We start from the raw sequence: 25,167 nt of genomic DNA on the forward strand, positions 1-25,167 counted from the left end.
CTAACCTGAAACACGAGCGGTGCCGCATCGGGCACGCAGGAGAAGGAGCAGAACAATGGGACTTCTTGACAACGCCAAAGAGGCCGCTGAAGCGACCGGCGAGAAGATCAGCCGTACCGTCGACGACGTGAAGGGCCGCATCAGCGACTCAGCCGACGAGGCCAAGGCCAACGCCGACGTGAAGGCCGCCGAGGCCAACCGTGACGCCACGGAGAAGAAGAACGACTACAAAGAGAGCCTGCGCGACTAGCAGAGTTCGTCTTTCAGACTCGAAGCCCAGCTGCTGCCGCGATTCGCGGGCACTGGGCTTCGTTCTTTTCTGGGTACTCTGACGGGGTGGCTAGTCTCTCTGGTTTTCTTCGTGCCGTCAGGCGGATGTTCGGCGGCACCACGTCGGTCGCCACCGTGCAGGTCGACCCGCGTTCGCTCGGGCGCGTGAAGCTGTCGTACGCTCCGCACGCAGACCGTCGGCCCGACCCGGGCGAAGTCGTCTGGACCTGGGTTCCGTACGAAGAGAACGACGGGCGCGGTAAAGACCGCCCCGTGCTCATCGTGTCGCGACGGAGCGAGGCGACCTGTCTCGGCGTGGCGCTGACGAGCAAGTCGCACGACGGTGACCGCGGTGCTGTCGCGCTCGGCTCGGGCGCCTGGGATCAGAGCGGCCGGGCATCCTGGGCCCGAATCGACCGGCTGTTCGTGGTGCACGACGGCGGAATGCGCCGCGAAGGCGCGGCACTGGATGCCCGCCGCTACGGCCTCGTCGCCAGCGGCCTGAAGGCGCGCTACCGCTGGTAGGTGAGCGCGGCGGGCGGCCTGCACGGCCGCTCGCTCCAAGCGCGGCGCGAGGCACGACCTGCTAGATGCCGTCGGGCACGACCTCGTTGGCCGCGGGGCCATCACCCGCCCGGTCACCCCGGGTGAGGATGAGGTGCGCCACCAGCGCAGTCCACCCCGTCTGGTGCGACGCGCCCAGACCCTGGCCGGTGTCTCCGTCGAAGTACTCGTAGAAGAAGATGTTGTCGCGCCAACGCGGATCGGTCGAGAGCAGGTCGTACCGGGCATCCGAGGGCCGTCGCCCGTCAGGGCCAGGTGTGAAGAGCGAGATGAGCCGCCCCGAGAGCTGGTCGGCAGCCTCGTCGAAGGTGAGAAACGTGCCGGAACCGAGCGGGAACTCGACCCGCGTGGTCGGCGAACCCGTGGCGCCGTAGTTGCGCAGCGCCTCGACGAACAGCACGTTGAGCGGAAACCACACCGGCCCGCGCCAGTTCGAGTTGCCGCCGAACAGCCCCGAGGTGCTCTCGGCCGGTTCGTAGTCGACGACCGCCTCGAGCCCGTTCACCTCGACGCTGAACGGGTGGTCTTTGTGATAGGCCGAGATGCCGCGGATTCCGTGGTCGGAGAGCATGCCCTGCTCGTTGAACACCTTCGCGAGGATGCGCTTCAGGCGATCGGGCGACACCAGAGCGAGCAGAAAGATCCGTTTGCCGTCTTGGTCGTGCATGTGAAGCGAGGGCCGCATCTCGGGGTGGTTCGATAAGAACCAGATGACGCGATCGCGAAACTCGGGCAGCGCGACGAATTCGGTGTTGTCGAACACCAGCGAGGCGACGACCGGCACGAGCCCGACCAGCGAGCGCACCTTCATCGGCACGTCGCGGCCGTCGGCCAGGTGCAGCATGTCGTAGAAGAAGGCGTCTTCGTCATCCCACATGCCGGTGGCGTTCGCCGAGTTCGCGATCTGCAAGAAGTGCTCGATGAACTTCGTGGCGACGTCTTCGTACGACCGCTCGTTGCCGGCGAGCCGCAGCGCGATGTTCAGCAGGTCGAGGGCGTACATCGCCATCCAGGCCGTGGAATCCGCCTGCTCGAGAATGCCGACCTCGGGCGGCAGCTTCGATCGGTCGAGCGGGGCGATGTTGTCGAGGCCCATGAAGCCGCCCTCGAACAGGTTGTTCTCACCGTGGTCTTTGTTGTTGGTCCACCAGGTGAAGTTCATCAGCAGCTTGTGAAAGACGCGCGCCAAGAAGCTGTAGTCGGTTCCGCCGTCGAGCAAAAAGACGTGCAGCGCGGCCCAGGCGTGCGTGGGCGGGTTCACATCGGAGAAGTTCCACTCGTAGGCGGGCAGTTGCCCGCTCGGGTGCATGTACCACTCGCGCAGCATCAGAATCAGCTGCGCTTTCGCGAACTCGGGGTCGATGTGCGCGAGCGTGACGCAGTGAAAGGCGAGATCCCACGCCGCGAACCACGGGTACTCCCACGGGTCGGGCATCAGAATCACGTCGTGTGCGTCGAGGTGCCGCCACGATCCGTTGCGGATCTTCGCGCGCTCGGGCGGTGGCGGAGGAGTCGCCGGGTCGCCGTCGAGCCACTTCTGCACGTTGAAGTGAAAGAACTGCTTCGACCACAGCAGGCCGGCGAAGGCCTGGCGCAAGACGCGAGCCTCATCGGCTGAGGCTCCCTCGGGCGTCAGCTCGGCGTAGAACGCGTCGGCTTCGCGGTGCCGCCGGTCGACGACGCCGTCGAACGCCGACGTGTCGAGTTCGGTCTCGGCCGCCGCCTCGAATTCGGCATCGTCTTCGCCGGTGAGGCGCACCCGGATCACCCGCGTCTCGCCCGGCTGCAGGGTGAGCGAGTAGTGCAGCGCCGCCTTCGTACCCGTGAGTTCGGGGTTCACCGTGGCCGCACCATTCACGATGAAGTCGTTGATGCCGTCTTTCGGGTAGGCCGACAACTCGCTGGTGGTCTCGCCGTAGATGCGGGCGGTGTTCGTCTCGTTGTCGCAGAACAGCGGATGCCCGGCTCCCGCCTCACCGGAGCCTTCACCCTGCAGATACAGGGTTCCCGTGCTGGCTTGACGCCCCACCACGCGCCCGTCTTCCCACGTGAGGGCGGGCTTGGGGTCTTCGTTCGCGTAGCCCCAGCTCCAGGTGTTGCGGTACCACAGTGTCGGCAGAACCTCGATGGTCGCGGCATCCGGCCCCGCGTTCTCGACGGTGATCTGCATCAGAAGATCGTGCGCACCCTGTTTGGCGTAGTCGACGGTGACCACCCAGTAGCGCGAGTCGTCGAAGATGCCGGTATCGACGAGCTCGTATTCCTGCTCGGTCTTCGACCGGTTCGCGTTCGTCTCGATCAGGTCGTTGTAGGGAAACTCGGCCTGCGGGTAGTGGTAACGCCAGGTGTTGAAGGAGTGGGTGGGGGTGCCGTCGAGGTACCACCAGTACTCTTTGGCGTCTTCACCGTGGTTGCCCTGCGGGCCGGTGAGCCCGAACATCCGCTCTTTCAGAATCGGGTCGACGCCGTTGTGCAGGGCGAGGCCGAGGCACCATTTCTGGTCGAGGTCGCAGAAGCCGGCCATCCCGTCTTCGTTCCAGCGATAGGTGCGGCTGCGGGCGTGATCGTGCGGAAACGACGCCCACGCGTCGCCGTCGGCGCTGTAGTCTTCACGCACCGAACCCCAGGCGCGTTCGGCGACGTAGGGGCCCCAATCGCGCCACGCGACAGAGCCATCGTTCGCTTCGGAGAGCCGCTGGTGTTCTGCGTCGTCGATCGCCATACTGCTCATTCTGGCCTACACGCGACACCATCGGCGTCTGCACGTAAGCCCCCGTTCGGGTGATACAGATGCCAGAAAGAGTCTGAGAGCATGAAACCCGAGAGCAACGACGCTTTCTGCCCCACGAACAAAGGAAATTCGCACCTGGACCCTGTGCGATGGTCACCACTGCCGATACCACACGCCGCTCGGCGTTGACGAAGATCGTCTCACTCGCTGCACATCGCGAGGAGAACTCGCTGGTGGTGCGCGGGAGCCGCGGATCGGGCCGCACCCATCTTCTCGAATCGGCCCTCGAAGCAGTCTCGGTGAGATCGATTCTCGTGCGGGTGAACCGTTCCGAAATGGACTACCCGCTGTCTGGACTCTCGGCCGTTTTCGCCAAGGTCGGTGACAGCCGTCTCGCCGAATTCTCGGGTCGTTTCGCCTTGGTTTCAAGCGCACCCGACGATCTCTTCGCCGCAGCAGATCAGCTGCTCACTCTCTTGCGCGGGCTGTCGCTCGAGCCCGTGATGATTCTCATCGACGACGTCGACTTCATGGATGCCGAGAGCCTCTCGATTCTCGGCTATGTGAGCACTCGGCTCACGTCGACGAACATCTGTCTCGTCGTCACCGCGCGAGCGGGTGCAGATGCGCCGGATGCTGCGCGCCCGTCACCAGCCGCGGTCTTCTCTGGCGCGCCGACCGTCACGCTGGCACCGCTGAGCGGGGCCGAGACACGCGAGCTGATCTCGTCTGTCGCGTCACCCGCGCTCGATGACAGCACACGTCAGATCGTGGCGGAGTACGCCGACGGCAATCCGCTCGCGGTGTTCGAGATCGTTCAGGCACTGCCCACCATGACCGCGTCTGTGCACATTCCGCTCGTGCTGCCCTTCCGGCTCGGCGCGTCGGCCCAGGCGGTTGCCGCGGAGGCGATCTCGACTCTGCCCGACCCCGTGGTTTTTGTTCTTCAGAAGATCAGTTCGGCACCGCTGACGTCGATCGAGGCTCTCGTCGACAGCGACGCGGCAGCTTCGGATGCCCTCGACGAACTGGTTGCATCGCACCTCGTGACCGTGGAATCGCATCACGTGCGGGTTGCCGACAACCTCGTACGCTCGGGCACCTACTGGGGCATGCCGTCGAACGAGCGCCGCGCCATTCACCGCGAACTCGCCGTCGACTCCACCGCCTTCGACCCGCCCCTCGCCCTCTGGCACGAATCGTGGGCGTCAGCTCGCGGCGCGCGGGCAGACGAGTTGCTGCTTGCGGCTGCATCGCTGGCCAAACGCGGCTACCCGGGCGCCGCTGTCGAACTCGCCGAGCGCGCCATTGCGACCCGTTCGAATGACGACGTTGTCATCGCCGAGCTCGCTGATCTCTCTGACGCGCTTCTCGGCCGCGGCAGCCTCACTCTGGCGCTACGGTACTGCCAAGAAGCGCTCACCCTCGACACCAGCGTCAGCGACGACCTCGCTCTGCAGAGCATCAAACTGCAGGCCGAATTCTTGCGCGACGAATACATCGCTCCGAACGAGGTCGAGGCTCGACTGACTCCGCCGGCGGCCGCGCCGAGTGCTCAGTCGAATCAGGTGCTGCTCTCCGCAGCCGTCGCCCATGCCGAGCGCGGCGAGATCGCTGACGCCCGTGAGATCACGGATCACCTCGCAGGGCTTCGACGCGGCGAATCAGTGAACGAGAGCCTGTACTGGCCCCTTGCACTGGTTCGTGCGCTGAGCGGCGTACTCGAACCGCTCGCGCTGGCGGCAACGATCGCTCCCGACCCGGCGACACAGCCCCTCGCCGCACAAGTCGCCGCCGGACGAGCACTGAGTTTTGCGGAGCATCATTCCGAATCGCGTAAGACATTCGTCGGTCTGCTCGTTCACGCTCCCGAGACCGACCGCAGGCTCATCGAGTCCGCACGCATCTTCGCCGCAGAGAACGACATCCGGTCGGGATACCTGCAGCACGCGATGTCGTTCATCGACGGCTTGCCACACGAGTCGGAGGTTCTGCGGTTCCGGCGAGTGACGTTGCAAGGCTGGAGTGCCGAGACCCGAGGCCAGAAAGCCGAGGCGACTCCGTTCTTCGCCGAGGGGGCCGAATTGCTCGAGCACGAGCGGAATCCGGTGCTCGCCGCCCGGTACTTTTCTCTTCAGGGAACCTTCGACTTGATGCACGGTGACATCGACCGGTCGCTCGATCACTTTCACCGGGTGCGATCGATCACCAAGAGCCTGACGATGGCCTTTCACGCTCGGCACAACGTCGACCTCATCGAGGCGACTGTGCTCTCGGGCGCCGCTCGAGAGGCGCGAGCGCTGATGCTGGAGTTCGATGAGTTGCGGGCCCAGCTGCCGTCGCACTGGTCGACCCTCGCCGCCGCCCGCGGCCGAGCACTTCTCGCTCCCGACGAACGCGTCATCGCCAGCTTCGATGAGGCGATCACAAGCTACAAGCCCGACGACTCACCCTACGAACTCGCCCGTTTGATGCTGGCGTACGCCACCCGGCTCGATCAGATGGCTCTGTCAGACCAGGCGGCCGCCGCCCACGTCGGGGCCAACCAGATCTTCACGAGCATGGGGGCCATGGGCTGGCTGCACACCCCGGGCATCCGGCCGCAGCGGGTCGCCGAGCCGCCCCCGACCACGGCCGGTTTGACCGCTAATCTCACGCCCGGCGAGCTCGACGTGGTGCGGCTGCTCGGGCGCGGCTATCGCAACAAAGAGATCGCCGCCCGTCTCTTCGTGTCGTTACGCACGGTGGAAGTTCGGCTGACGCAGATCTACCGCAAGTCGGGAGCACGCTCGCGCTCTCACCTGCTGGCTCTGCTGGCGAATACGGAACCGTCAGACGTGCTCCCTGGCGCGTCGACCGTGAACAGGCAACTCGGCGGTCCGGCGTGACGGACTGGTCCACGCACCGGTGGACTCACCGACCACCGCCTCGGGCAGCCGGTGCAGGCAGAGCGCGGAATCGACGATGCGCAGTAACGGAAAGGCCAAACCGAACAACAGAAAACTCGGCCGCCGCGCCACGCATGCTGCGAAGACCGTGAGCAGATAGTCCGGCAGCACAAATCCGAGGAGCAGCACGCCGGGCGGAACGACGACGGCGACATCGACGCCGAGCAGCATCTGATCCCAGCCCAAGGCGTCGAGCACACCGCCCAACGCCGCGAGAAGCACCAGCGGCACAATCAGAACGACGAGCAGACTGCTGATCACCAGTTCGGCGATGTACAGGTAGAGCGCGAACCAGAACTTGCGCGGCTGCCAGGGATGCCGCAGCACCGTCTGCCAGAAGCCGAGCGACCAGCGGCCGACCTGTTTGACGTAGTCATGAAAATTGTCGGGATCTTGGGTCTTCGCGATGGCCGCGTAGGGATGGAAGGCGATGCGACCGAGTGAACGCGCGTGGATCTCGAACGTCATGTTGTAGTCCTCGATCGTGAGGCCTGGCGCAGCGATGTCGATATGGCCGAGCACACGGGAGCGATACATGCTCGCGAATCCCGGCACGATGGTGACGCAATCGATCGACCGTGCCGCCTGGCCGTACTTGATCAGAAGTTGCACAACGATGTACACCCGCTCGCGGTACGAGACGAGAAAACGACCGAACAGCGACCGCGCACCGGGCTTGAACAGCGTCGTCGCGCGACCCGCCACCGAGACCACGTCGTCGTCGGTGAACAACGGCAGGCCGGTCTCGAGATAGTCGTCGGCCAATTGGGTATCGGCGTCGAGCAGCAGCACCACCTCGAAGCGCCGGCTCAACTCGAAGTGTTCGACGCCGGCCACGATGGCTCCCGCCTTGCCTCGATTCGGGTTGAGCTCGAGAACCTGCGCCCCGGCTTCAGCCGCGAGCCGAGCCGTACCGTCGCTCGACCCGTCCGAGATGACGAACACCTGATTCATGGGCACTTGGCGCCCGGCCGAGCTCAGGGTCTGAGCGAGAACGAGTTCTTCGTTGTGCGCGGCGATCACGATGGCCACCTGCTCAGCCGTCACCGGCGGGCAGGTGCTGCGCACGATCTGCGGCAACCCCTGACGGGCACGGCGTGCGTCGCTTCGCCGCATCGTTTCTCGGGCAATGACCCGGCACAGCCCTGCCGTTCCCCAGATGAGAGTGTTCACGCCGACAAGCAGCACAATCACGACGAGAAACATCCACATCGACTGGTTCACGCGTCCTCCGGCGGGTATGAGCGGAGCCGGGCCGATCGCCCGCTCGCGAAACCTCACCGTACAAGGCGTTGCAACCGCCGACCTAGAGAACGACGACCGCAGTGCCCGCACACTTCTGCGGTTTACCGCAGGTACCCCCATAAAAAGCCTCGAAACCCGCAGGTTCGGTCTCGTTCGATTGCTGCGCGCCCGCTGCGGCGACGAGTGTATGAGCCACGGTCCGGGGTAACCGTAGCGATCTCACCTCAGAGTTCATCATCGCGGCCTGTCGCAACAGCCGTCTCATTCGCCAAGGGGAAGAAACATGTCATCAATCACCGGCATTCGCCACGACAGCTCAGAAGAATTCGACGAGGCGCCCAGCGCCACGGTCGTTCCCATCGATCGCGCCGGGCGCGAACCGGCCTTCGACTTCGACGTCGCCATCGTCGGGCTGGGTTACGTCGGACTGCCCACCGCCATCTCGTACGCAATCGCAGGCGTACGAGTGCTCGGTCTCGAAATCAGCACTCGACGACTCGAAACCATCATCGACGGTCAGGCCGATCTGCTCGACCGTGATCAGGCGCGACTGGCCGAGGCGCTCTCGGGAGGGGGCCTCACCTTGACCAACGACCACGCAGAGCTCGCAACGGCGCGGGCCGTGGTGGTCTGTGTTCCCACCCCCGTCGACGACTTTCTGATTCCCGACCTCTCGATTCTGCGGGCCGCATGCGCCATGGTTGTCGACTCGGCCCGCGCCGGCCAGACGCTGATGCTCACCTCCACCACGTATGTCGGATGCACAGACGACCTCTTGGTCAAGCCGCTGGCCGAGCGCCGCCTGGAGGCCGGCCGCGACATCTTCGTCGCCTTCTCAGCCGAACGCATCGACCCGGGAAGCGCGAGCTTCGAACAGCGTGATGTGCCGCGCGTGGTCGGTGGCGCGACCCCGGAGTGCGAAGAAGAAGCCGATCGTCTGCTGCACCTGTACGCGGCGAACGTTCACCACGTCGGTTCCCTCGCTGCCGCCGAAATGACCAAGCTCTTGGAGAACACGTTTCGCGCCGTCAACATCGCGCTGGCAAACGAATTCGCTGACATCTGCAGTTCGCTCGACCTCGACATCAATGTCGTCATCGACGCCGCCGCCACAAAACCCTACGGCTTCATGGCGTTCAGACCGGGGCCCGGCGTAGGCGGGCACTGCATTCCCTGCGACCCGCACTACCTGTTGTGGCAGCTGCGCAAATCTCGCGTAGACGCGCCGTTGATCGAGGTGGCCATGTCGGCCATCGCTCACCGGCCGAAGCACGTGGTCGAACGGGTGCGAGATGTGCTCTCCGATCGCGGAACCGGCCTCGCCGGTGCGAGAGTGCTCGTGGTGGGCATCGCATACAAGCCCAATGTGGCAGACCTGCGGGAGTCTCCCGCGCTCGAGATTCTCGCCGAATTGCGCGAGCACGGGGCATCCGTCGGCTACCTCGACGACCACTTCGACCTCATTGCGCTCTCGGACGGGCACATTCTGCAGAACGTGGTGCAGCCCTCGAGCTTCGACCCCGATCTGATCATCATGCACACCAGCCACGCCGGTGTCGACCTCGAATGGATCACCACCGACCAGCTCGTCATCGACGCGACCTACGATCACGTCGCCTACCCGCAGGCGGTGAACCTGTGAAGACGTTGGTCACCGGCGGGGCCGGATTCATCGGCAGTCACCTGGTCGATGCTCTGCTCGCGGCAGGAGACGAGGTGACCGTGCTCGACGATCTGAGCACGGGCCGGCTCGCCAATCTGGCCGATCACATCATCGACTCGGGCTTTCATTTCGTCGAGGGGTCGATTCTGGATGCCCGGCTCGTCGATTCGCTCGTCGCCGAGGCCGACCGGGTCTTTCACCTCGCGGCCGCTGTCGGCGTGAAGCTCATCGTCGAGCATCCGCTCGAGAGTCTGCGCACGAACATCCACGGCACCGAGAACGTGCTCGAAGCGTGCACAGCCCATCACGTTCGCCTGCTGCTGGCGTCGACCAGCGAGGTCTATGGCAAGAACGAGTCCGACAGTCTCAGCGAAGAGGCCGATCGTATTCTCGGCTCCGCTCTGAAATCGCGCTGGAGCTACGCGGCCGCGAAGGGCATCGACGAATCGTTCGCGTACGCCTACTTCACCGAATACGGCCTGCCGGTTTCGATCGTGCGGCTGTTCAATACGGTCGGGCCGAGGCAGACCGGGCGATACGGAATGGTCGTGCCGAACCTGGTGGGCCAGGCACTGGCCGGAGATTCCCTCACGGTTTTCGGAGACGGGCGCCAGACCCGCTGCTTCTCGTATGTCGGCGACATCGTTCCGGCGCTCATCCGGCTCAGCGAAACCGACGAGTCGCTCGGCCAGGCGGTGAATCTCGGGGGAGCACAGGAGATCTCGATTCTCGATCTCGCGTCACGTGCGATCGACGTGACGGGCAGCTCGAGCGGCATCGTCTTCGTTCCGTACAGCGAGGCGTACGCGCCGGGATATGAAGACATGCGACGGCGGGTGCCCGACAATTCGAAAGCCGCGGGCCTCATCGGGTTTGTTCCGCGAACCGGGGTCGACGAGATTCTGCAGCGTGTCGCCGACGGGCTGCGGTCGACTCCGCACCTGAACGACGAACTCATGATCCGGTCGCGGCAGAGTCGCCAGGCTCGAGCGCAGGTGATGCTCTGATGTGCGGAATCGTCGGATGCAGCACAGCGACCCGCGCTGATGAGTACTTGTTGCCCGCCCTGCAGTCGCTCGAATACCGCGGTTACGACTCGGTCGGGGTCGCCATCAAGGCCGTCGACGGCAGTGTCGCGACCGTGCGCTCCATCAACCGGGTCGACGATCTCGCCGCCCGCATCGACGCGTGGCCGGGCGCCGACTTCTCGGGAGTCGGCATCGGACACACACGGTGGGCGACGCACGGCGACGTGACCGAGGTGAACGCGCATCCGCATCTCGACTGCGACGGCCGGCTCGCTGTGGTGCACAACGGCATCATCGAGAACGCTGACGTTCTGCGCACCGAACTCGTCGCCGACGGGCACCGCTTCGCCTCGGCCGTCGACAGCGAGGTCATCTGCCACCTCATCGAGCGGGCCCTGGCCGACGGCGACGACATGCAGAGCGCCGTGCACTCCGCTCTCGCGCGGCTGACGGGCAGCTGGGCGCTGCTGGTGATGGAGACCGAATCCGGTCGCCTGTTCGCGGCAACACACCGCGCACCGCTGCTGGTTGCCACGAGCGAGCACGGTCTGTTCGTGGCGAGCGACGTCACCGCTATCGCTCCGTGGATCACGCAGTTCCGAGTGATGGGCGACGGCGACGTGGTCGAGCTGGGCCTCGGGCTCCGCTGGTTCAGCAACGGCACCGAAGTAGCACCGCCTCCGGTCGTCGGGCTCTCGTGGTCGAACACGATCCGCTCGCTCGGCGCCGACGACGCGGACTACATGGGCCGCGAGATAGCCGAACAGCCCGAGACGGTCGAGCGCATCGTGGGCGAACTCGCAGCGCCCGCGCTCGACGGATCGTTGTGGGGCGACCTGGCCCTGCCGCCGTTCGACCGGGTGGCCGTTCTGGGCTGCGGCACCTCATTGAACGCCGGAAAGGTCATCGCGCACAGCTTCGGCACCCTGGGTCGAATACCCACGAGCACGGTCATCGCCAGCGAGGCAGGCGAGACCGTCTTCGAGCCCAACACTCTCGTCATCGCCGCGAGCCAGTCGGGTGAGACCGCCGATGTGCTTCGGGCCCTCGACGACCTGCGGGCTCCCGGATGCTCGGTGCTCGCGCTCACGAACAGCACGCATTCGACGCTCGCCCGGCGCGCGGATGCCGTACTCAACTGTTTCGCCGGCCCCGAAGTCGGCGTTGCCGCGACGAAGACCTTCGTGGCCCAAGTGGTCACCGGGGTCTGCGTCGCCGTGTCGTCGATGATCGCCCGGGGGCTGACACCTAGCGCAGATGCTCAGGCGATCATCGACGACCTCCGGCGCGCACCGGAGCGCCTCGGGCTCGCCCTCGGCGTGTCGAGAACGCTCATCCCCGAGCTCGTGTCGTCGCTCACCGACGCGGCGGGCTTTCTGTTTCTGGGGCGCGGCGCCGGCGTGATCTATGCCGCCGAGGGTGCCCTCAAGCTCAAGGAACTCACCTATCGCTGGGCGGAGGCCTACCCTGCAGGAGAGTTGAAGCACGGCCCGCTCGCCCTCGTCGAGAGCGGAACTCCGGTGGTGGTGGTCGACCACGGCGACAGTCGTCTTCCGGCCAACATCGCCGAGGTGCGTTCGCGCGGCGGTCGCATCATCAGCATCGGCGGCCCGGGAAGCAGCCTGCCGGCTTTGGGGGCTCGCATCGAGGTTCCGAATGGCGCTGCCCCGGGCATCCGGTCGCCCCGCCGCGAAGCGCCGTGGGGCCCGCTCGAGAGCGTCGTTCCGATGCAGATGCTCGCCCGTCAGCTCGCCATCGCGCTCGGCCGCGATGTAGACAAGCCGCGGAACCTGGCCAAGTCGGTCACGGTCGAATAAGCACGGCCGAATTACCACGGCCGAAGAACCACCGCCGAAGAAGAAAAGAGTCACGAATCATGAAACCTTCGCACACCGTCGGCCCACGGCACACCCCACCGGGTGGTCCCCGCCGGCGGCGCACCACCCTTCTCGCGGTCACGAGCATCGTCGCGGTCAGTGTCGGCGCCGTCGCGTTCGGCATCGGCAGCTCGGCGTCAGCGTCGCCGCTGTCTGCTGCCGGGTCGATCGCGGCGGTGACGCCTACACCGACACCGACACCGACGGTCACACCGACACCGAAGCCGACGGCAACGCCGACTCCGACGCCGAGCGTCACCCCGAAGCCGACGGCAACCCCCGCGCCCACGCCGAAACCCACGGCCACCGCGACACCGAAGCCGACGGCCACGCCCACGCCGACTCCCACGGTGAAGCCGACGCCCACCCCCACGCCGACCGCGACGCCCACCCCGACGGCCACGCCGGTACCCACCGCGAAGCCGCTGACCGTCGTGAGCCTCACCTTCGATGACGGCAACGCCGACCAACAAGCCGCGGCCACCACGATGGCGAACAACAACATGAAGGGCACGTTCTTCATCAACTCCGGCTTCATCGGCGGCACCGGCTACTTCACGGTGGCCGACCTCACCGCTCTCAAGGCGGCGGGAAACGAGATCGGCGGCCACACGGTGAGCCACCCCGATCTGACGACGCTGAGCGCGGCCGAGGCGAAACGACAGATCTGCAACGACCGCATCAATCTCACGAACTGGGGCTTCGCGGTTTCTGACTTCGCGTACCCGTTCGCGAGCAGCAACGCAGCGACCGAGTCGATCGTGAGCGCCTGCGGCTATAACAGCGCCCGAGGTCTCGGCGACCTGCAGACACGCTTCGGCTGCGCCGGCTGCGCTTACGCCGAGAGCGTGCCGCCGGCCGACAAGTTCTTGACCAAGGCGCTCGACGAGGTCGACAGCACCTGGACGCTCGCAGACCTGCAGAGCGCGGTCACCAACGCCGAGAAGACCGGCGGCTGGGTACAGTTCACGTTCCACCACGTATGTGACAACGTCTGCGACCCGCTAGCCATCACTCCTGCGCTGTTCAGTCAGTTCACGTCGTGGCTCGCGCCACGGGCGACCACGAACAATACGCAGGTCAAGACGGTGGCCCAGGTCATCGGGGGAGCGGTGAAGCCGACGGTGGCCGCCGCAGCGGTGCCGCCCGCTGCGGCGGGGGTCAACGGCATCCAGAACCCCAGCCTCGAGACGCTGAACACCACGACCGCTCTGCCGGGCTGCTGGATGATCGGCGGTTACGGCACGAACACCCCCGTGTTCTCGAACGTCTCACCGGGGCACACCGGAACCGCCTCTGAGAAGGTCGCGGTCTCGAATTACGCCTCCGGTGATGCGAAGCTGCTGCCCCAGTTCGACCTCGGCGCGTGCTCGCCCACCGTCGTGCCCGGACACACCTACTCGCTGCGATCGTGGTACACATCGACGGTCGTGACGCAGTACGCCATCTACCTGCGCGACAGCGTCGGCGTCTGGCGATACTGGACCTCGAGTCCGTGGTTCGCCGCCACCACGACGTACACCCAGGCGGCCTACACCACGCCGGCCATCCCGGCCGGAATGACGGGCATCAGCTTCGGCATGAGCGTGTTCTTGAACGGGTCCGTCACCACCGACGACTACGCGCTCTACGACAGTGTGGGTGCGCCGGCACTGGCTCCCGCCGCGGCCGCGGCGCCGACGCCGACCGTGGCACCGCCGGTCACGGGCAAGATCGAGATGCACGCCCCGACAGTCTCCGCCGACACCCCGGCGGGCTGAGAGGATGCGGTGCAGTTCACAATGACGCAGGCGGAGCCGGTGTGAACCGGGTGGCCTGGGTAGCCCTGGGGGTGGCGGTCACCACGATCGCCACCTCTCTCGGCGTTGCTGCGGCGCTGACGGCCCCGGGCATCCCGTCGCCGGCCGCGTCGAGCGGCACGGGGTCAGGGTCAGGAGGCTCGGGGTCAGGCAGCTCGGGTGCGGGCGCGTTGCCGACCGACGGATACCCGTGGCACACGAACATCGTCTCGACGACGTTCTGGGTCGGTGAGGTCTTCGACCCCAGCGCCGCCGACGGATCGCAGGTCTATTCGACCTACGACTCGAACTGGTACGCGAACTACGGCGGCTGCGACGGAACGATCGTCGGCGGGGTGTGCCAGACCGAGGCGCGAACGGCCGCCAACGGCTACTTTCCGAGCGCGTTCACCCCGAAACAGAATCCGTTCTACCTCGATTTACCCTTCGACGACGTCAACGACCCGGCCGCCTTCGCCCGACGCGGCTCGGTGATTCCGTGGGCCTCCCAGCCCGAATACGCCTCGCGCGTCGGCGACCCCTCGTACAGCCTTATGAAGAATCGCTGGGTCGAGCTGCGACGCGGATCGCAGACCTGCTTCGGTCAGATCGAAGACGCCGGCCCCGGCCAGTACAACGACGCCAACTACGTGTTCGGCTCGAACGACGCGCGCCCCGAGAACGCGCGGTACGGGGGAGCGGGAATGGATGTCTCACCCGCACTCAACGGCTGCCTCGGCTTCAGCGAGCTCAACGGCGACACCGACCAGGTGTCGTGGCGGTTCGTCGACGACGCGGATGTCGCGGCCGGGCCGTGGATGCAGGTGGTGACGACGAGCGGGGTGCAGTAGGCGCCGGCGGTGCTGCGAGCGGGCGCCGGTACGGGCATCCGCTCGCCTACTGATTCACCTTGCGGTAACCGCTCTCGAGCAAGGTGATTGCGCGGCCGCGGTACAACTCTTGAACGTGTTCGGGCGCCTCGGCCCACGAGTCGTCGGGCTCCATCGTGTGAAAGATGAGCCGCGCCAGCCGCTCGAGTTCGCGCGGGGTGGCGTCTTGGGCGCGCCACTCGTTGGCGATGCGGGTGACGGACTCCATGGTCTCTGCGTAGGACTGGGAGTGGTCGGCGATGGTCACGCGAATGCGCTCGACGAACGCCGCGTCGGGGGAGTACCGAGGTTCGATCGTCGCGTTTCGTCGCGGGTAGATGTTCCAGTCGGCACGTGCGTTGCCGTAGGGGGCCATGCGGGTGAAGCCTTTCGCGCATCGAGCCGTCGAGCCGCGTGTCGGCATCGACGAACCTTCACCCTACGAGAAGCTGGTGAAAACTCAACACCCCAGAACTGGGGCGTCTGTGTTTCTGTGGGCGATACCGGACTCGAACCGATGACCTCTTCGGTGTGAACGAAGCGCGCTACCAACTGCGCCAATCGCCCGAGTGTTCGACGCGGCCGGGGCCGGCACGAATCTCTTAGCTCGTCGATACTAGCCGACCACGGGCATCCCGTGCACATCGACGCGGCCGCGAGCGGGTGTGACGACACACGATCGGCACGGTTTGGTTTTGTCGCTCGCGTTCAGGTAGAGTCTTCCGAGCACGCAGTAATGCGAGCGAGCAACAGCAGAGCGGGTCGAGCGAAAGCACGGCGTGCGAATGCGGATGTGGCGCAGTGGTAGCGCACAACCTTGCCAAGGTTGGGGTCGCGAGTTCGAATCTCGTCATCCGCTCGAGTGTAGATGTACCTTTGGGGTTACCCTCCATATGGTGGCGTGGCCGAGAGGCGAGGCAGCGGCCTGCAAAGCCGTCCACACGGGTTCAAATCCCGTCGCCACCTCGCTCAAATTGTTTTCGACGCCCCCGTCGTCGAAAACATGATACTCATGTGAAGTTCGTGTTCAGATGCACGGGGAAATAAAAAGAACTGAAGAGCAAGCACATGTATTTGGGCGGTTGGCGCAGCGGTAGCGCGCTTCCCTGACACGGAAGAGGTCGCTGGTTCGATCCCAGTACCGCCCACAAGCAAAGTCCCCCGGAACTTCCCGGGGGACTTTTTTGTTTCGTCAGACCATCGATCTATATCATGAGAGTAGCTCGAATATGCTGAGCCCACTAAGCCGCAAACCGAAGGATGTAACCGACGTCAGGTTTTGACCCAGAATTGAATCTTATGGTCTATATTTGGTTCATAGGAGAATGATCATGAACCTTTCGCATCCACTGGACGACCTCGTCGGACGGAACGCCGGACGCCTTCTTGAGCGTTTGGCGAGCGTCGCAGATGGGCTCACCGGCCGCCGCCTGGCCGAACTGTCGGAGACCCCGGTCGGCACCACTCAACGCGCCCTGGCGCATCTCGAGCACGTCGGATTGGTGCGGTCGCGTCAAGTCGGGCGGGCAATCCTCCACACACTTAATCGTGATCACCTGCTCTGGGCCGTGCTGAGCGAAGCAATGAACTCTCGTGCATCGCTCGAGCAACGGATCGCCGAGCGAGGCCAGCAGCTCGGCGGCGTCGGCACGACCGTCGCCCTCTACGGATCTACGGCGCGCAATAGTGCCGACGGCGACAGCGACATCGACCTGCTGGTTCTGTGGGATGAGTCCCTCAGTCAGGACAAGCGCGATGGACTCCTCGCGGCGCTGAGCGACGACGTCAGTAATCTGACCGGCAATCCGACAGAGCTCGTCGATATTTCTGCTGCCGATCTCAAACGCTTGGTCTCTGCCAACGACCCACTTGTTGCGTCGTGGAAGCGTGATGCTCGTACCCTCAGCGGTCCCGACTTGAAGATGCAGATCCGATTGGCATCAGTGTGACGGCAAGAACCACCCGCATGTCGAAGTCTGACGTTCAGGCAAGAGCAGGGCACGCTGTCGCTTTCTTGACGGCGGCCGACCTCGTCGTTCAATTCGGCGAAGATGCAGGCATCGACGAAGCGAGCAATCTGATCGGTTCGCTGGCTGTTCTTGCCGGCATCGCCGCGTCAGATGCGATCTGTGGCACCTTGCTCGGCGAGCGAGCAGCAGGTGAGAATCACGGCGAAGCGATCGCTCTCTTGAGGCGGTGTGGTCCGAGAGCGGGAAGCGCAACCGCTCAACTCAAGCGCCTTGTCGACGCAAAGACAACGACGCAGTACAGCCCGATTCTCATCGGAGAAACAAAGGCTGATGCGCTGCTCACGGTAGCGAGGCGGATGATCGAGACGATGCATTCCGTCCGTATGGAGTCGATTTAGCGCGTTCGAGCGAGATCGCGGCCGCCCGCCCTAGAGGGTCAGCGGGATGCGCGCAGCGACTTCAGCGCACCGGTCGACCAGAGGGCCCAGGCCACGAGCAGCGGCTGGAACACGAGCCGCACGGCACGAGCGCGGTCGGAGTTGAGGCCGAACGCGTCGGTGTGCGTGACGAGCTGCGAGATGTTGCCCGGAAAGATGCCGGTGAAGAACGCGGCGGCGGCCCAGCCGACGGCCGTGCGCTGCTTCGGTAGGGCGATGAGGGCCGTGCCGAGGGCGATTTCGACGACTCCGGATGCCACGACCACCGTGTCAGCGTCGAGCGGAATCCACGTGGGCACCTGCGCCTGAAACTCCTCGCGCGCACGTGTGAGGTGGCTGATGCCGGCGAACGCGAGCACCCCACCGAGCAGCAGGCGCGCGGCCAGCTGTGGCTTGGAAACGGGTGTGCGGGTGAGAGCAGCGGGAAGTTTGGTCATACCCCATTGTCTCCGAATCGGCGTCGGCTGCAGCAGGCCGCGTCACGAAACGCACAAACGTGCGTCTCTTCAACGAGGCACCCGCCACGACGAAGGGGAGATCGTTGACGAAGAAGAAACCCAGGCCATCGCTACCGACTTTCACGGCCGTGCTGCAGTACCCGGGGGAGCCGCCGCGCTACTTTCACAGAGATTTCGAGCGCGTCACGACTCGGCCGCCCCGGACGCTCAGCCTGCCCTCGCTCGAGAAACCGACGTCGCAGGTCGATACCTTCGCCCTGACGAGTTCGGCCTCGTGGCCGACGGTGGCGATCTACACGCTCATCTCGTCGCCTCCGGCGGACTGACGGATGCCCGGCCGCGACATCCCTCGGATTCAGAACCCGAAGTCGCCGCCGAAGTCGCCGCCGAAGTCTGTGCCGGTGTCGTCGCCCGACGCGTAGTCGCCCGACGCATAATCGCCCGCCGCATAGTCTCCCGACGCGTAGTCGCCGCCGGAACTGTTATCGCCTCCGGCGGCGTCACCCGACGCATAGCCGTCAGAACTAGAAGAGTCGGCTGCGCTGTCTCCGCTCGAGTTGTCGGTCGATGAATCCGAACCCGAGTCGCCCGATGCGGACTCTGTGCCGACCGAGTCGGGGATGAACGCCTGGGCGATCGACGAACCGATGACGTAACCGGCGACCGAGCCGAGCAGCGAACTCGCGAACATCCCGCCGAAACCGATGCCGCCGCCACCCGCACCAACACCGCCACCCGCTGCACCGCCGCCCGCACCGACCCGACCGAACGACTTCTCGAGCAGACCGGGCTGCCGCAACTCCGACCGCGTCGCCGAACGGGCAAGCGCATCGGCCGAGTTGTCTGCAGGTGCATCACCGGCCGGAGCATCAGCCGTGAGCTGCTCGAACATGATGTCGCGCTGCTTCGGCGTCAACTTCGAGAACGCTTCGCGGTGCACCTCTTCGATCGACTCCGGGGGAGCCGTGCGCAGCAGGTACCGGTAGCGATCGACGGCGATTTCGTCTTCGCTCTTCGCTCGAGCCGAGGGTGCCGGGGGTGCCGAGGGTACCGGGGCTGGTGGGGCTGCAGAAGCGGGCGGCGAAGACGGCAGGGCCGCCGTCGAGGCCGGTTCGCGGCCCAGCAGGCGATCGAGAAATCCCATAGTGCTGCTCCTCACGTGACGGTGCAGCCACGATATTCCGGCCGCGTGCGCGAAGCCTGTGAGAATTGACAGAAAAGGGCCATCGCCTGACCCTAATATGCTGGAGCAGTGCGTAATTTCAGCTGCGAAACCTGCGGCGCTCTGGTCTTTTTCGAGGACTTCGTCTGTGGTACCTGCTCATCGACACTCGGCTTCCGGCCGGATGAACGGCAGGTCGTCACGCTGCGAGACGGTGTCTCGCCCTCCGACCACGGCAGCTGGCTCACCTGCAGCAACCGCGACTGGGGCTGCAACTGGCTCGTGCACGAAGACGCGGGCAGCGGCCAGTGCGACTCCTGCCGTATCACCCGGGAACGCCCGGCAGCCACCGACACCCTCGCCCTGGAGCAGCTCTCACAGGCGGGGTACCCGAAGCGGCGCCTGATGTTTCAGCTCTACGATCTACGGCTGCCGATCATCCCGTACTACCAGGTGGCAACGCACGGGCTCGCCTTCGATCTGCTGTCGTCTGCCACGGGCGAGCGGGTCATCACCGGGCATCTGAACGGGGTCATCACCCTCGACCTCGAGGAGGTGAACGACCCCTACCGCGAGGGCCTGCGGGTCGCGCTGAACGAACCGTATCGCACGATGCTCGGGCATTTTCGGCACGAAATCGGCCATTACTATTGGCAACTGCTCGTGGGCGACACGCCGCGCATCGACAGCTTTCGGGCGATGTTCGGCGACGAGCAGGCGAGCTACCAGGAGGCGATCCGCCGGCACTACAGCCAGGGCGCCCCCGCGGGCTGGCGCGAGAACTTCATCTCGGAGTACGCCACGATGCATCCGTGGGAAGACTTCGCGGAGTGCTTCGCGCACTACCTGCACATGCGTGACACGCTGCAGACCGCCGCCGCAACCGGGCTCGAAGTCGACGCCGCTGACACGCACCGCGCGCTGGGCAGCGGGCTCTACCAGCCGAAGCTCGACTACACGGGCGCCGAGTTCGCCGAGGTGCTCTCGACGTGGAACGTCTTCACCGTGGCCTTCAACGAGATCAACCGCTCGATGGGGATGCGCGACATCTACCCGTTCACGCTCTTAGCCCCCGTCGTCACGAAGCTGGCGTGGATTCACCAGCTGGTTCTGGATGCCCGGCTGCCGTAAGCGCCGAGACACCCGGATCGCCGATACGTTCGGCCGGCGCCGACGCGAACAGGTTGAGCCCGAGCAGATCGGAGAGAAACTTCGAGGCGAGCTGGCCGCGCACGCTGTTTCCGGCTTCGTCGAGCGGGGGAGAGTAGCTGGCGACGCCGCCTTTTCCGGGAGCGATAGTGATGATTCCGCCGCTCACGCCGCTCTTTCCGGGCAGGCCGATGTCGTACATCCACTCGCCCGAATGCTCGTAGAGGCCGGCCGTTGCCAGCACCGCGAGCACCCGCTTGCACGTATCCGCGCTGACGACGCGGATGCCCGTGAGGGGGTTCACGCCGCCGTCGGCCAGAGTCGCCGCCATCACCGCCAGATCGGTCACGTTCACGCGAATCGAGCACTGTTTTGTGTAGACATCGGTCGCGGCGATCGGATCGAAGTAGATGCGGTCGTAGCTGTCGAGCAGCTGGGCGATGCCCTCGTTGCGCGTGTTGCTCGCCGACTCTGAGGCGTACACCTCGTCGTCGAGTTCGAGCTGCCGCCCGGCGAACGCGGAGAGTCCGGCGAGCACAAAGGCCCACTTCTCGTCTGCCGTCTCGCCCGGGGTGAGGCTCGTGGTCGCGATCGCGCCGGCGTTGACGAGTGGATTCACGGTGCGGTCGTCGTTCAGCTCGATGGCCATGATCGAGTTGAACGGCAGGCCCGAGCTGTTGACGCCGATACGCTTGCGAGCCTCGTCGTAGCCGATGGTGTCGCAGACCAGAGCGAACACGAAGGGCTTCGACACGCTCTGAATCGAGAACTCGGCGTCATGGTCGCCCACCGCGAAGGTGCGTCCACGCACGCCCGCCACCGCGAGCCCGAACAGGTCGGGCGAGGCCTTCGCGAGCGCGGGAATGTAGTCGGCGACGTGCCCGTCGGTCACCGTACGGTACCGGGCGTGCGCCTCGATGAGCAGCGTGCGAACGCGCTCGCCCGAGGGCAGCTGGCCCGTCGAGATGACTGGTTCGTGGTCGCGCTCGTCGTCGCTCAGATCTGCATGCACGGCGCCAGCTTAATGCGAGGCGAGTGTCTCGGCCTCAGCCGGAACGGTCTATCTCTCCCGTGGGCTCAGGGCTTTCGTCGGACGAGACGCCGCATCCCCGCAATACGCGGACATGGCCCGTGAGCTCCGACCAAAGTCGCCCCCGCCCTCAGCGACGGCCGGCTGGAACGGCGTCAGCGCGTGCGCGAGTACTTGGTCAGCAACATGCTGCCAGCCAGCAAGACGTGGTCGAGGCGCAGCTGCTGCAGGTCGATCGCCTCACCCGGCGCGGTCACGATGCGCGGCCCCGAGCCGCCCTCGAGCAGCGGGCTCACCGTGAGGCACAGCTCGTCGAGCAGATCGGCCGCCACGAGCGAGCCGAGCAACGACGGGCCACCCTCGCAGTGCACCTGAACGAGCCCACGCTCGGTCAACGCCGCGACGAGCTGCCGCGGCTCGACTGTGTTCTCGCCGCACGTGATCACCTCGGCGACCGCCTCGAGGTGCGCTCGCTTCACCGGGTCGGCCGCGGCCGTGGTCAACACGATCGGCCGCACGGGAGCTGCCGCGAAGACATCGCTCGCCGGGTCGAGGTCGAGTCGCCCCGACACGATGGCAAAAGTCGGATGCTCGGCGAATCCGTGCGTGAGCCGCCAGGCCGTGGCGGCCGACGACACGCGCATCGCCCCGTAGCCCTCGGCCCGAACGGTGCCCGCTCCGACCAGCACCGCGTCGCAGACCCAGCGCTGCAGGTCGAAGACACGTTTATCGGCGGGGCCGCCGAGGTCACCCGAGAGCCCGGCCGCTGAAGCCGATCCGTCGACGGAGCTGATGAAGTTCGCCGACACCCTCGGTTGCCAGCGCTTCTCGGCCGCATACAGAGCGAGCAGATCGTCGTCGGTGAGGGCCGCGGGGTCGGAACGGGCATCCGGAGCTTCAGACTGCCGCGACAGGTCGACTGTTCGAGCCGGGTACAGCTGGGTGATGCGGGATTCGGTCATCGGTTCTCCAGCGCGGCTCGACGAACGTGCAGGCTCACACGTTGTGAACAGCGTAAGCGGGTTCGCGCCAGCCGAGAATCGCCTCGACCATGTGCATCGCGTCGACCGCGGCGGTGACATCGTGCATACGCACGATGCGGGCACCGAGCAGCGCGCTGACCGTCGCGGCGGCGAGCGAGCCGGCGAGCCGATCGGCCTTGTCGCGACCGAGGGTCTCGCCGATGAAGTCTTTGTTCGAGACCGCCGCCAGGGTCGGAAAACCGAGCGCGACGACCTCACCGAAGCGCCGCGTCAGCTCGAGCGTCTGCCGGGTGTTCTTGTTCAGATCGTGCCCCGGGTCGACGATGATGCGCTCGTCGGGCACACCGTGCGCGCGTGCCAGGTCGATTCGGTCGGCCAGAAACGCTGTCACGTCGCCCGCCACGTCTGCGTAGCGCGGCTTCGGGTACGGTTGCCGCGGGGCGGCGAGGCTGTGCGTGATCACCAGGCTCGCGGCGCTGTCGGCCACCACGTCGGCCAGCCGGGGGTCATGGATGCCCGTGGTGTCGTTGATGACCGCAGCACCGGCAGCGATCGCCGCTTCGGCCACCTCGGGCCTGAACGTATCGACCGAGATCACGACATCGCTCTCGGCGGCGAGTGCTTCGATCACCGGAATCACCCGGTCGAGCTCCTCAACCAGCGGCAACTCCGGGCCCGGAGCGAAGGGAACACCGCCGATGTCGACCCAGTCGGCTCCGTCATTCGCGGCCTGCACCGCCGCCTCGACCGCCCGGTCGAGCGCGAACGTGCGGCCCTGGTCGTAGAACGAATCGGGGGTGCGATTGACGATCGCCATCACGGCGATCTGCCGCGAGAAGTCGAAGGTGCGAGAGCCGATGATGCGCACAGGATGCGTTATCGAGGGCAGCTGGATGCTCTGCGATACTTCAGTCTCCACCCAGCTACTCCATTCGCGGTCTGGCCAAGTTTATAGCGGCACTAAAGTTGAAGCGTCTGAAACCAACTGCAGGGAGTACACGGTACGTGAGTGACATCATCCAGGTCGAGGCCGAATTCACCGGATTCGAACTGTTCACCGACCGAACGATCGTGGCCATGAAGGTCAACGGCGAACTGCGAGACCTCGCGACGACGGTGATCCCCGGCGACTTCGTGGAGCCGGTTCCGATTTCGTCACCCGACGGTCTGAACATTCTGCGGCACTCCGCAACGCACGTCATGGCGCAGGCGGTGCAGTCGATCAACCCGGAGGCCAAGCTCGGTATCGGGCCGCCCGTCACCGACGGGTTCTACTACGACTTCGACGTGACCACCGCGTTCACCCCCGACGACCTGAAGACGCTCGAAAAGGCGATGGAACGCATCATCCGCCAGGGCCAGCGCTTTGTGCGCCGGGTCGTCACCGACGACGAGGCGCGAGCCGAGTTGGCGGACGAGCCCTACAAGCTCGAGCTCATCGGCATCAAGGGCGGCTCGACCGCTGAAGACGAGTCGGTCGAGGTCGGCGGCGCAGAACTCACCATCTACGACAACGTCGACCCGAAAACGGGCGAGACGGTCTGGAAAGACCTCTGCCGTGGGCCGCACCTGCCCAATACCCGCATGATCGGCAACGGCTTCGCGCTCACCCGTCTCGCGGCCGCGTATTGGCGCGGGTCGGAGAAGAACCCGCAGCTGCAGCGCATCTATGGCACGGCGTGGCCGTCGAAAGACGAACTGCGCGCCTACCAGGCGCGTGTCGAAGAAGCGGCGAAGCGTGACCACCGTCGCATCGGCGCCGAGCTCGACCTGTTCTCGTTTCCCGAAGAGATCGGGTCGGGGCTCGCGGTATTCCACCCCAAGGGCGGCATCATTCGCCAGGAGCTCGAGGGGTACTCGCGGCAGCGGCACACCGAGGCCGGGTACGACTTCGTCAACACGCCGCACATCACCAAGGCGAACCTGTTCATGACGAGCGGGCACCTGCAGTGGTACTCGGAGGGCATGTTCCCCCCGATGCACCTCGACGAGGAGCGCGACGCCGAAGGCAACATCACCCGGCAGGGCCAGGACTACTACCTCAAGCCCATGAACTGCCCGTACCACAACCTCATCTTCCGGGCCCGCGGCCGGTCGTACCGCGAACTGCCGCTGCGGCTGTTCGAGTTCGGGTCGGTGTACCGCTACGAGAAGAGCGGCACCCTGCAGGGCCTCACCCGCGTGCGTGGAATGACGCAAGACGACTCGCACATCTACACCACGGCCGACCAGGTGAAGCCCGAGCTCACCTCGATTCTGAAGTTCGTGCTCGCGCTGCTGAAGGATTACGGTCTCGACGACTTCTACCTCGAGCTGTCGACGCGCGACGCCACCAACCCCAAGTTCTTGGGCCCCGACGAGCTGTGGGATTCGGCGACCGAGACCCTACGCGAGGTCGCTCTCGAGTCCGGGCTCGAGCTCGTGCCCGACCCCGGGGGAGCGGCGTTCTACGGCCCGAAGATCTCGGTGCAGGCGCGCGACGCCATCGGGCGCACCTGGCAGATGTCGACCATCCAGCTCGACTTCAACCAGCCCGAGAGGTTCGAGCTCGAGTACACCGGGCCCGACGGCGAGAAGCACCGCCCGGTGATGATCCACCGCGCGCTGTTCGGGTCGATCGAGCGATTCTTCGCCATCCTCACCGAGCACTACGCCGGGGCGTTCCCGGTGTGGCTGTCGCCGGTGCAGGTGGTGGGCATCCCGATCGCCGAGCAGTACGTCGACTACCTTCAGCCGGTCATCGACCGGCTCAAAGCGCGCGGCGTGCGGGCTCAGCTCGACTACTCCGACGACCGTATGCAGAAGAAGATCCGCACGCACACGAAAGAGAAGGTGCCCTTCCTGCTCATCGCCGGTGACGAAGATCGAAGTGCGGGTACCGTGAGCTTTCGGTTCCGCGACGGCACGCAAGAGAACGGTGTCTCCATCGATGACGCTATCGACCGAATCGTCGCCTCCATCGAGAACAAGGTGCAGGTCACCACGGCGGGCCAGATCTAGTGCCG

At 65.6% G+C, this 25,167-nt stretch carries 21 protein-coding genes and 4 tRNA genes; 16 read left to right on the top strand and 9 right to left on the bottom strand.

The features are described from left to right. Positions 1 to 55: 55 nt before the first annotated feature. Together LQ955_RS05670 and LQ955_RS05675 are read left to right on the top strand one after the other, a co-directional pair. On the top strand, positions 56 to 250 hold the full coding sequence (locus LQ955_RS05670; protein WP_231027216.1) for a hypothetical protein: 195 nt from the start codon (positions 56 to 58) through the stop codon (positions 248 to 250). 86 nt (positions 251 to 336) lie between these two features. Beyond that, on the top strand, positions 337 to 795 hold the full coding sequence (locus LQ955_RS05675) for a type II toxin-antitoxin system PemK/MazF family toxin (protein WP_231027217.1): 459 nt from the start codon (positions 337 to 339) through the stop codon (positions 793 to 795). A gap of 61 nt (positions 796 to 856) precedes the next feature. On the opposite strand, the gene LQ955_RS05680 is transcribed toward LQ955_RS05675, so the two are convergent. Next, the gene (locus tag LQ955_RS05680) at positions 857 to 3,556 is read right to left on the bottom strand and encodes an MGH1-like glycoside hydrolase domain-containing protein (RefSeq protein ID WP_231027218.1); all 2,700 of its coding nucleotides are present in this window, start codon (positions 3,554 to 3,556) and stop codon (positions 857 to 859) included. A 158-nt stretch (positions 3,557 to 3,714) separates the two neighbouring features. Here LQ955_RS05680 and LQ955_RS05685 point away from each other — a divergent pair, with 158 nt between their 5' ends. After that, complete coding sequence (locus LQ955_RS05685) at positions 3,715 to 6,453, top strand: helix-turn-helix transcriptional regulator (protein ID WP_231027219.1); 2,739 nt, start codon at positions 3,715 to 3,717, stop codon at positions 6,451 to 6,453. Here the strand turns inward: LQ955_RS05685 and LQ955_RS05690 are convergent. After that, positions 6,397 to 7,737: a glycosyltransferase family 2 protein gene (locus LQ955_RS05690; RefSeq protein ID WP_231027220.1), complete on the bottom strand. Its 1,341-nt coding sequence runs from the start codon at positions 7,735 to 7,737 to the stop codon at positions 6,397 to 6,399. The genes LQ955_RS05685 and LQ955_RS05690 overlap by 57 nt on opposite strands. A 304-nt stretch (positions 7,738 to 8,041) precedes the next feature. Here LQ955_RS05690 and LQ955_RS05695 point away from each other — a divergent pair, with 304 nt between their 5' ends. The 5 genes from LQ955_RS05695 to LQ955_RS05715 are packed head-to-tail and all read left to right on the top strand — an operon-like array spanning position 8,042 to position 14,955. After that, entirely contained in the window at positions 8,042 to 9,400 is a 1,359-nt protein-coding gene (locus LQ955_RS05695; protein ID WP_231027221.1) for a nucleotide sugar dehydrogenase, read from the top strand. Beyond that, positions 9,397 to 10,428: a GDP-mannose 4,6-dehydratase gene (locus tag LQ955_RS05700; protein WP_231027222.1), complete on the top strand. Its 1,032-nt coding sequence runs from the start codon at positions 9,397 to 9,399 to the stop codon at positions 10,426 to 10,428. The genes LQ955_RS05695 and LQ955_RS05700 overlap by 4 nt, the downstream gene beginning before the upstream one ends. After that, positions 10,428 to 12,266 (top strand): glutamine--fructose-6-phosphate transaminase (isomerizing), encoded by a 1,839-nt coding sequence (gene glmS, locus LQ955_RS05705; RefSeq protein WP_231027223.1) that lies wholly within the window; start codon positions 10,428 to 10,430, stop codon positions 12,264 to 12,266. The genes LQ955_RS05700 and glmS overlap by 1 nt, the downstream gene beginning before the upstream one ends. Positions 12,267 to 12,325: 59 nt before the next feature. Then, on the top strand, positions 12,326 to 14,086 hold the full coding sequence (locus LQ955_RS05710) for a polysaccharide deacetylase family protein (protein ID WP_231027224.1): 1,761 nt from the start codon (positions 12,326 to 12,328) through the stop codon (positions 14,084 to 14,086). A 41-nt stretch (positions 14,087 to 14,127) separates the two neighbouring features. Beyond that, complete coding sequence (locus LQ955_RS05715) at positions 14,128 to 14,955, top strand: hypothetical protein (protein WP_231027225.1); 828 nt, start codon at positions 14,128 to 14,130, stop codon at positions 14,953 to 14,955. A 46-nt stretch (positions 14,956 to 15,001) separates the two neighbouring features. On the opposite strand, the gene LQ955_RS05720 is transcribed toward LQ955_RS05715, so the two are convergent. Further along, entirely contained in the window at positions 15,002 to 15,349 is a 348-nt protein-coding gene (locus LQ955_RS05720; protein WP_231027226.1) for a hypothetical protein, read from the bottom strand. Positions 15,350 to 15,467: 118 nt separating this feature from the next. Next, a tRNA-Val gene (locus LQ955_RS05725) sits at positions 15,468 to 15,540 on the bottom strand. Between the two features lie 220 nt (positions 15,541 to 15,760). On the opposite strand from LQ955_RS05725, the gene LQ955_RS05730 reads away from it, so the two are divergent. The 5 genes from LQ955_RS05730 to LQ955_RS05750 all read left to right on the top strand — a co-directional run bounded on the left by LQ955_RS05730 (position 15,761) and on the right by LQ955_RS05750 (position 17,341). Continuing rightward, positions 15,761 to 15,832 (top strand) — tRNA-Gly (locus LQ955_RS05730). 36 nt (positions 15,833 to 15,868) lie between these two features. Then, a tRNA-Cys gene (locus LQ955_RS05735) sits at positions 15,869 to 15,939 on the top strand. Positions 15,940 to 16,049: 110 nt separating this feature from the next. Further along, positions 16,050 to 16,121, top strand: a tRNA-Val gene (locus LQ955_RS05740). A 183-nt stretch (positions 16,122 to 16,304) separates the two neighbouring features. Further along, positions 16,305 to 16,922: a nucleotidyltransferase domain-containing protein gene (locus LQ955_RS05745; RefSeq protein WP_231027227.1), complete on the top strand. Its 618-nt coding sequence runs from the start codon at positions 16,305 to 16,307 to the stop codon at positions 16,920 to 16,922. Positions 16,923 to 16,987: 65 nt separating this feature from the next. Next, positions 16,988 to 17,341 (top strand): hypothetical protein, encoded by a 354-nt coding sequence (locus LQ955_RS05750; RefSeq protein WP_231027228.1) that lies wholly within the window; start codon positions 16,988 to 16,990, stop codon positions 17,339 to 17,341. 38 nt (positions 17,342 to 17,379) lie between these two features. Here the strand turns inward: LQ955_RS05750 and LQ955_RS05755 are convergent, their stop codons facing one another. Beyond that, positions 17,380 to 17,817, bottom strand: a complete 438-nt coding sequence (locus LQ955_RS05755; RefSeq protein ID WP_231027229.1) for a DoxX family protein — start codon at positions 17,815 to 17,817, stop codon at positions 17,380 to 17,382. 104 nt (positions 17,818 to 17,921) lie between these two features. Here LQ955_RS05755 and LQ955_RS05760 point away from each other — a divergent pair, with 104 nt between their 5' ends. Further along, positions 17,922 to 18,164: a hypothetical protein gene (locus LQ955_RS05760; RefSeq protein WP_231027230.1), complete on the top strand. Its 243-nt coding sequence runs from the start codon at positions 17,922 to 17,924 to the stop codon at positions 18,162 to 18,164. Positions 18,165 to 18,193: 29 nt separating this feature from the next. Here the strand turns inward: LQ955_RS05760 and LQ955_RS05765 are convergent, their stop codons facing one another. After that, entirely contained in the window at positions 18,194 to 18,982 is a 789-nt protein-coding gene (locus LQ955_RS05765; protein ID WP_231027231.1) for a hypothetical protein, read from the bottom strand. Positions 18,983 to 19,090: 108 nt separating this feature from the next. Here LQ955_RS05765 and LQ955_RS05770 point away from each other — a divergent pair, with 108 nt between their 5' ends. After that, the gene (locus LQ955_RS05770; protein ID WP_231027232.1) at positions 19,091 to 20,131 is read left to right on the top strand and encodes a zinc-binding metallopeptidase family protein; all 1,041 of its coding nucleotides are present in this window, start codon (positions 19,091 to 19,093) and stop codon (positions 20,129 to 20,131) included. Here LQ955_RS05770 and glsA read toward each other — a convergent pair. The 3 genes from glsA to folP form a co-directional block, all read right to left on the bottom strand. Further along, the gene (glsA, locus tag LQ955_RS05775; protein WP_231027233.1) at positions 20,079 to 21,161 is read right to left on the bottom strand and encodes a glutaminase A; all 1,083 of its coding nucleotides are present in this window, start codon (positions 21,159 to 21,161) and stop codon (positions 20,079 to 20,081) included. The genes LQ955_RS05770 and glsA overlap by 53 nt on opposite strands. A gap of 173 nt (positions 21,162 to 21,334) precedes the next feature. Then, a complete protein-coding gene (locus LQ955_RS05780) occupies positions 21,335 to 22,141 on the bottom strand; it encodes a pyrimidine reductase family protein (RefSeq protein ID WP_231027234.1) in 807 nt (268 codons plus the stop codon). Positions 22,142 to 22,175: 34 nt separating this feature from the next. Then, the gene (gene folP, locus LQ955_RS05785; RefSeq protein WP_231027235.1) at positions 22,176 to 23,081 is read right to left on the bottom strand and encodes a dihydropteroate synthase; all 906 of its coding nucleotides are present in this window, start codon (positions 23,079 to 23,081) and stop codon (positions 22,176 to 22,178) included. 158 nt (positions 23,082 to 23,239) lie between these two features. Here folP and thrS point away from each other — a divergent pair, with 158 nt between their 5' ends. Continuing rightward, positions 23,240 to 25,162: a threonine--tRNA ligase gene (thrS, locus tag LQ955_RS05790; RefSeq protein WP_231028061.1), complete on the top strand. Its 1,923-nt coding sequence runs from the start codon at positions 23,240 to 23,242 to the stop codon at positions 25,160 to 25,162. The last annotated feature ends 5 nt before the right edge of the window (positions 25,163 to 25,167 follow it).

Source organism: Subtercola endophyticus (genome assembly GCF_021044565.1).
Lineage (GTDB): Bacteria > Actinomycetota > Actinomycetes > Actinomycetales > Microbacteriaceae > Subtercola > Subtercola endophyticus.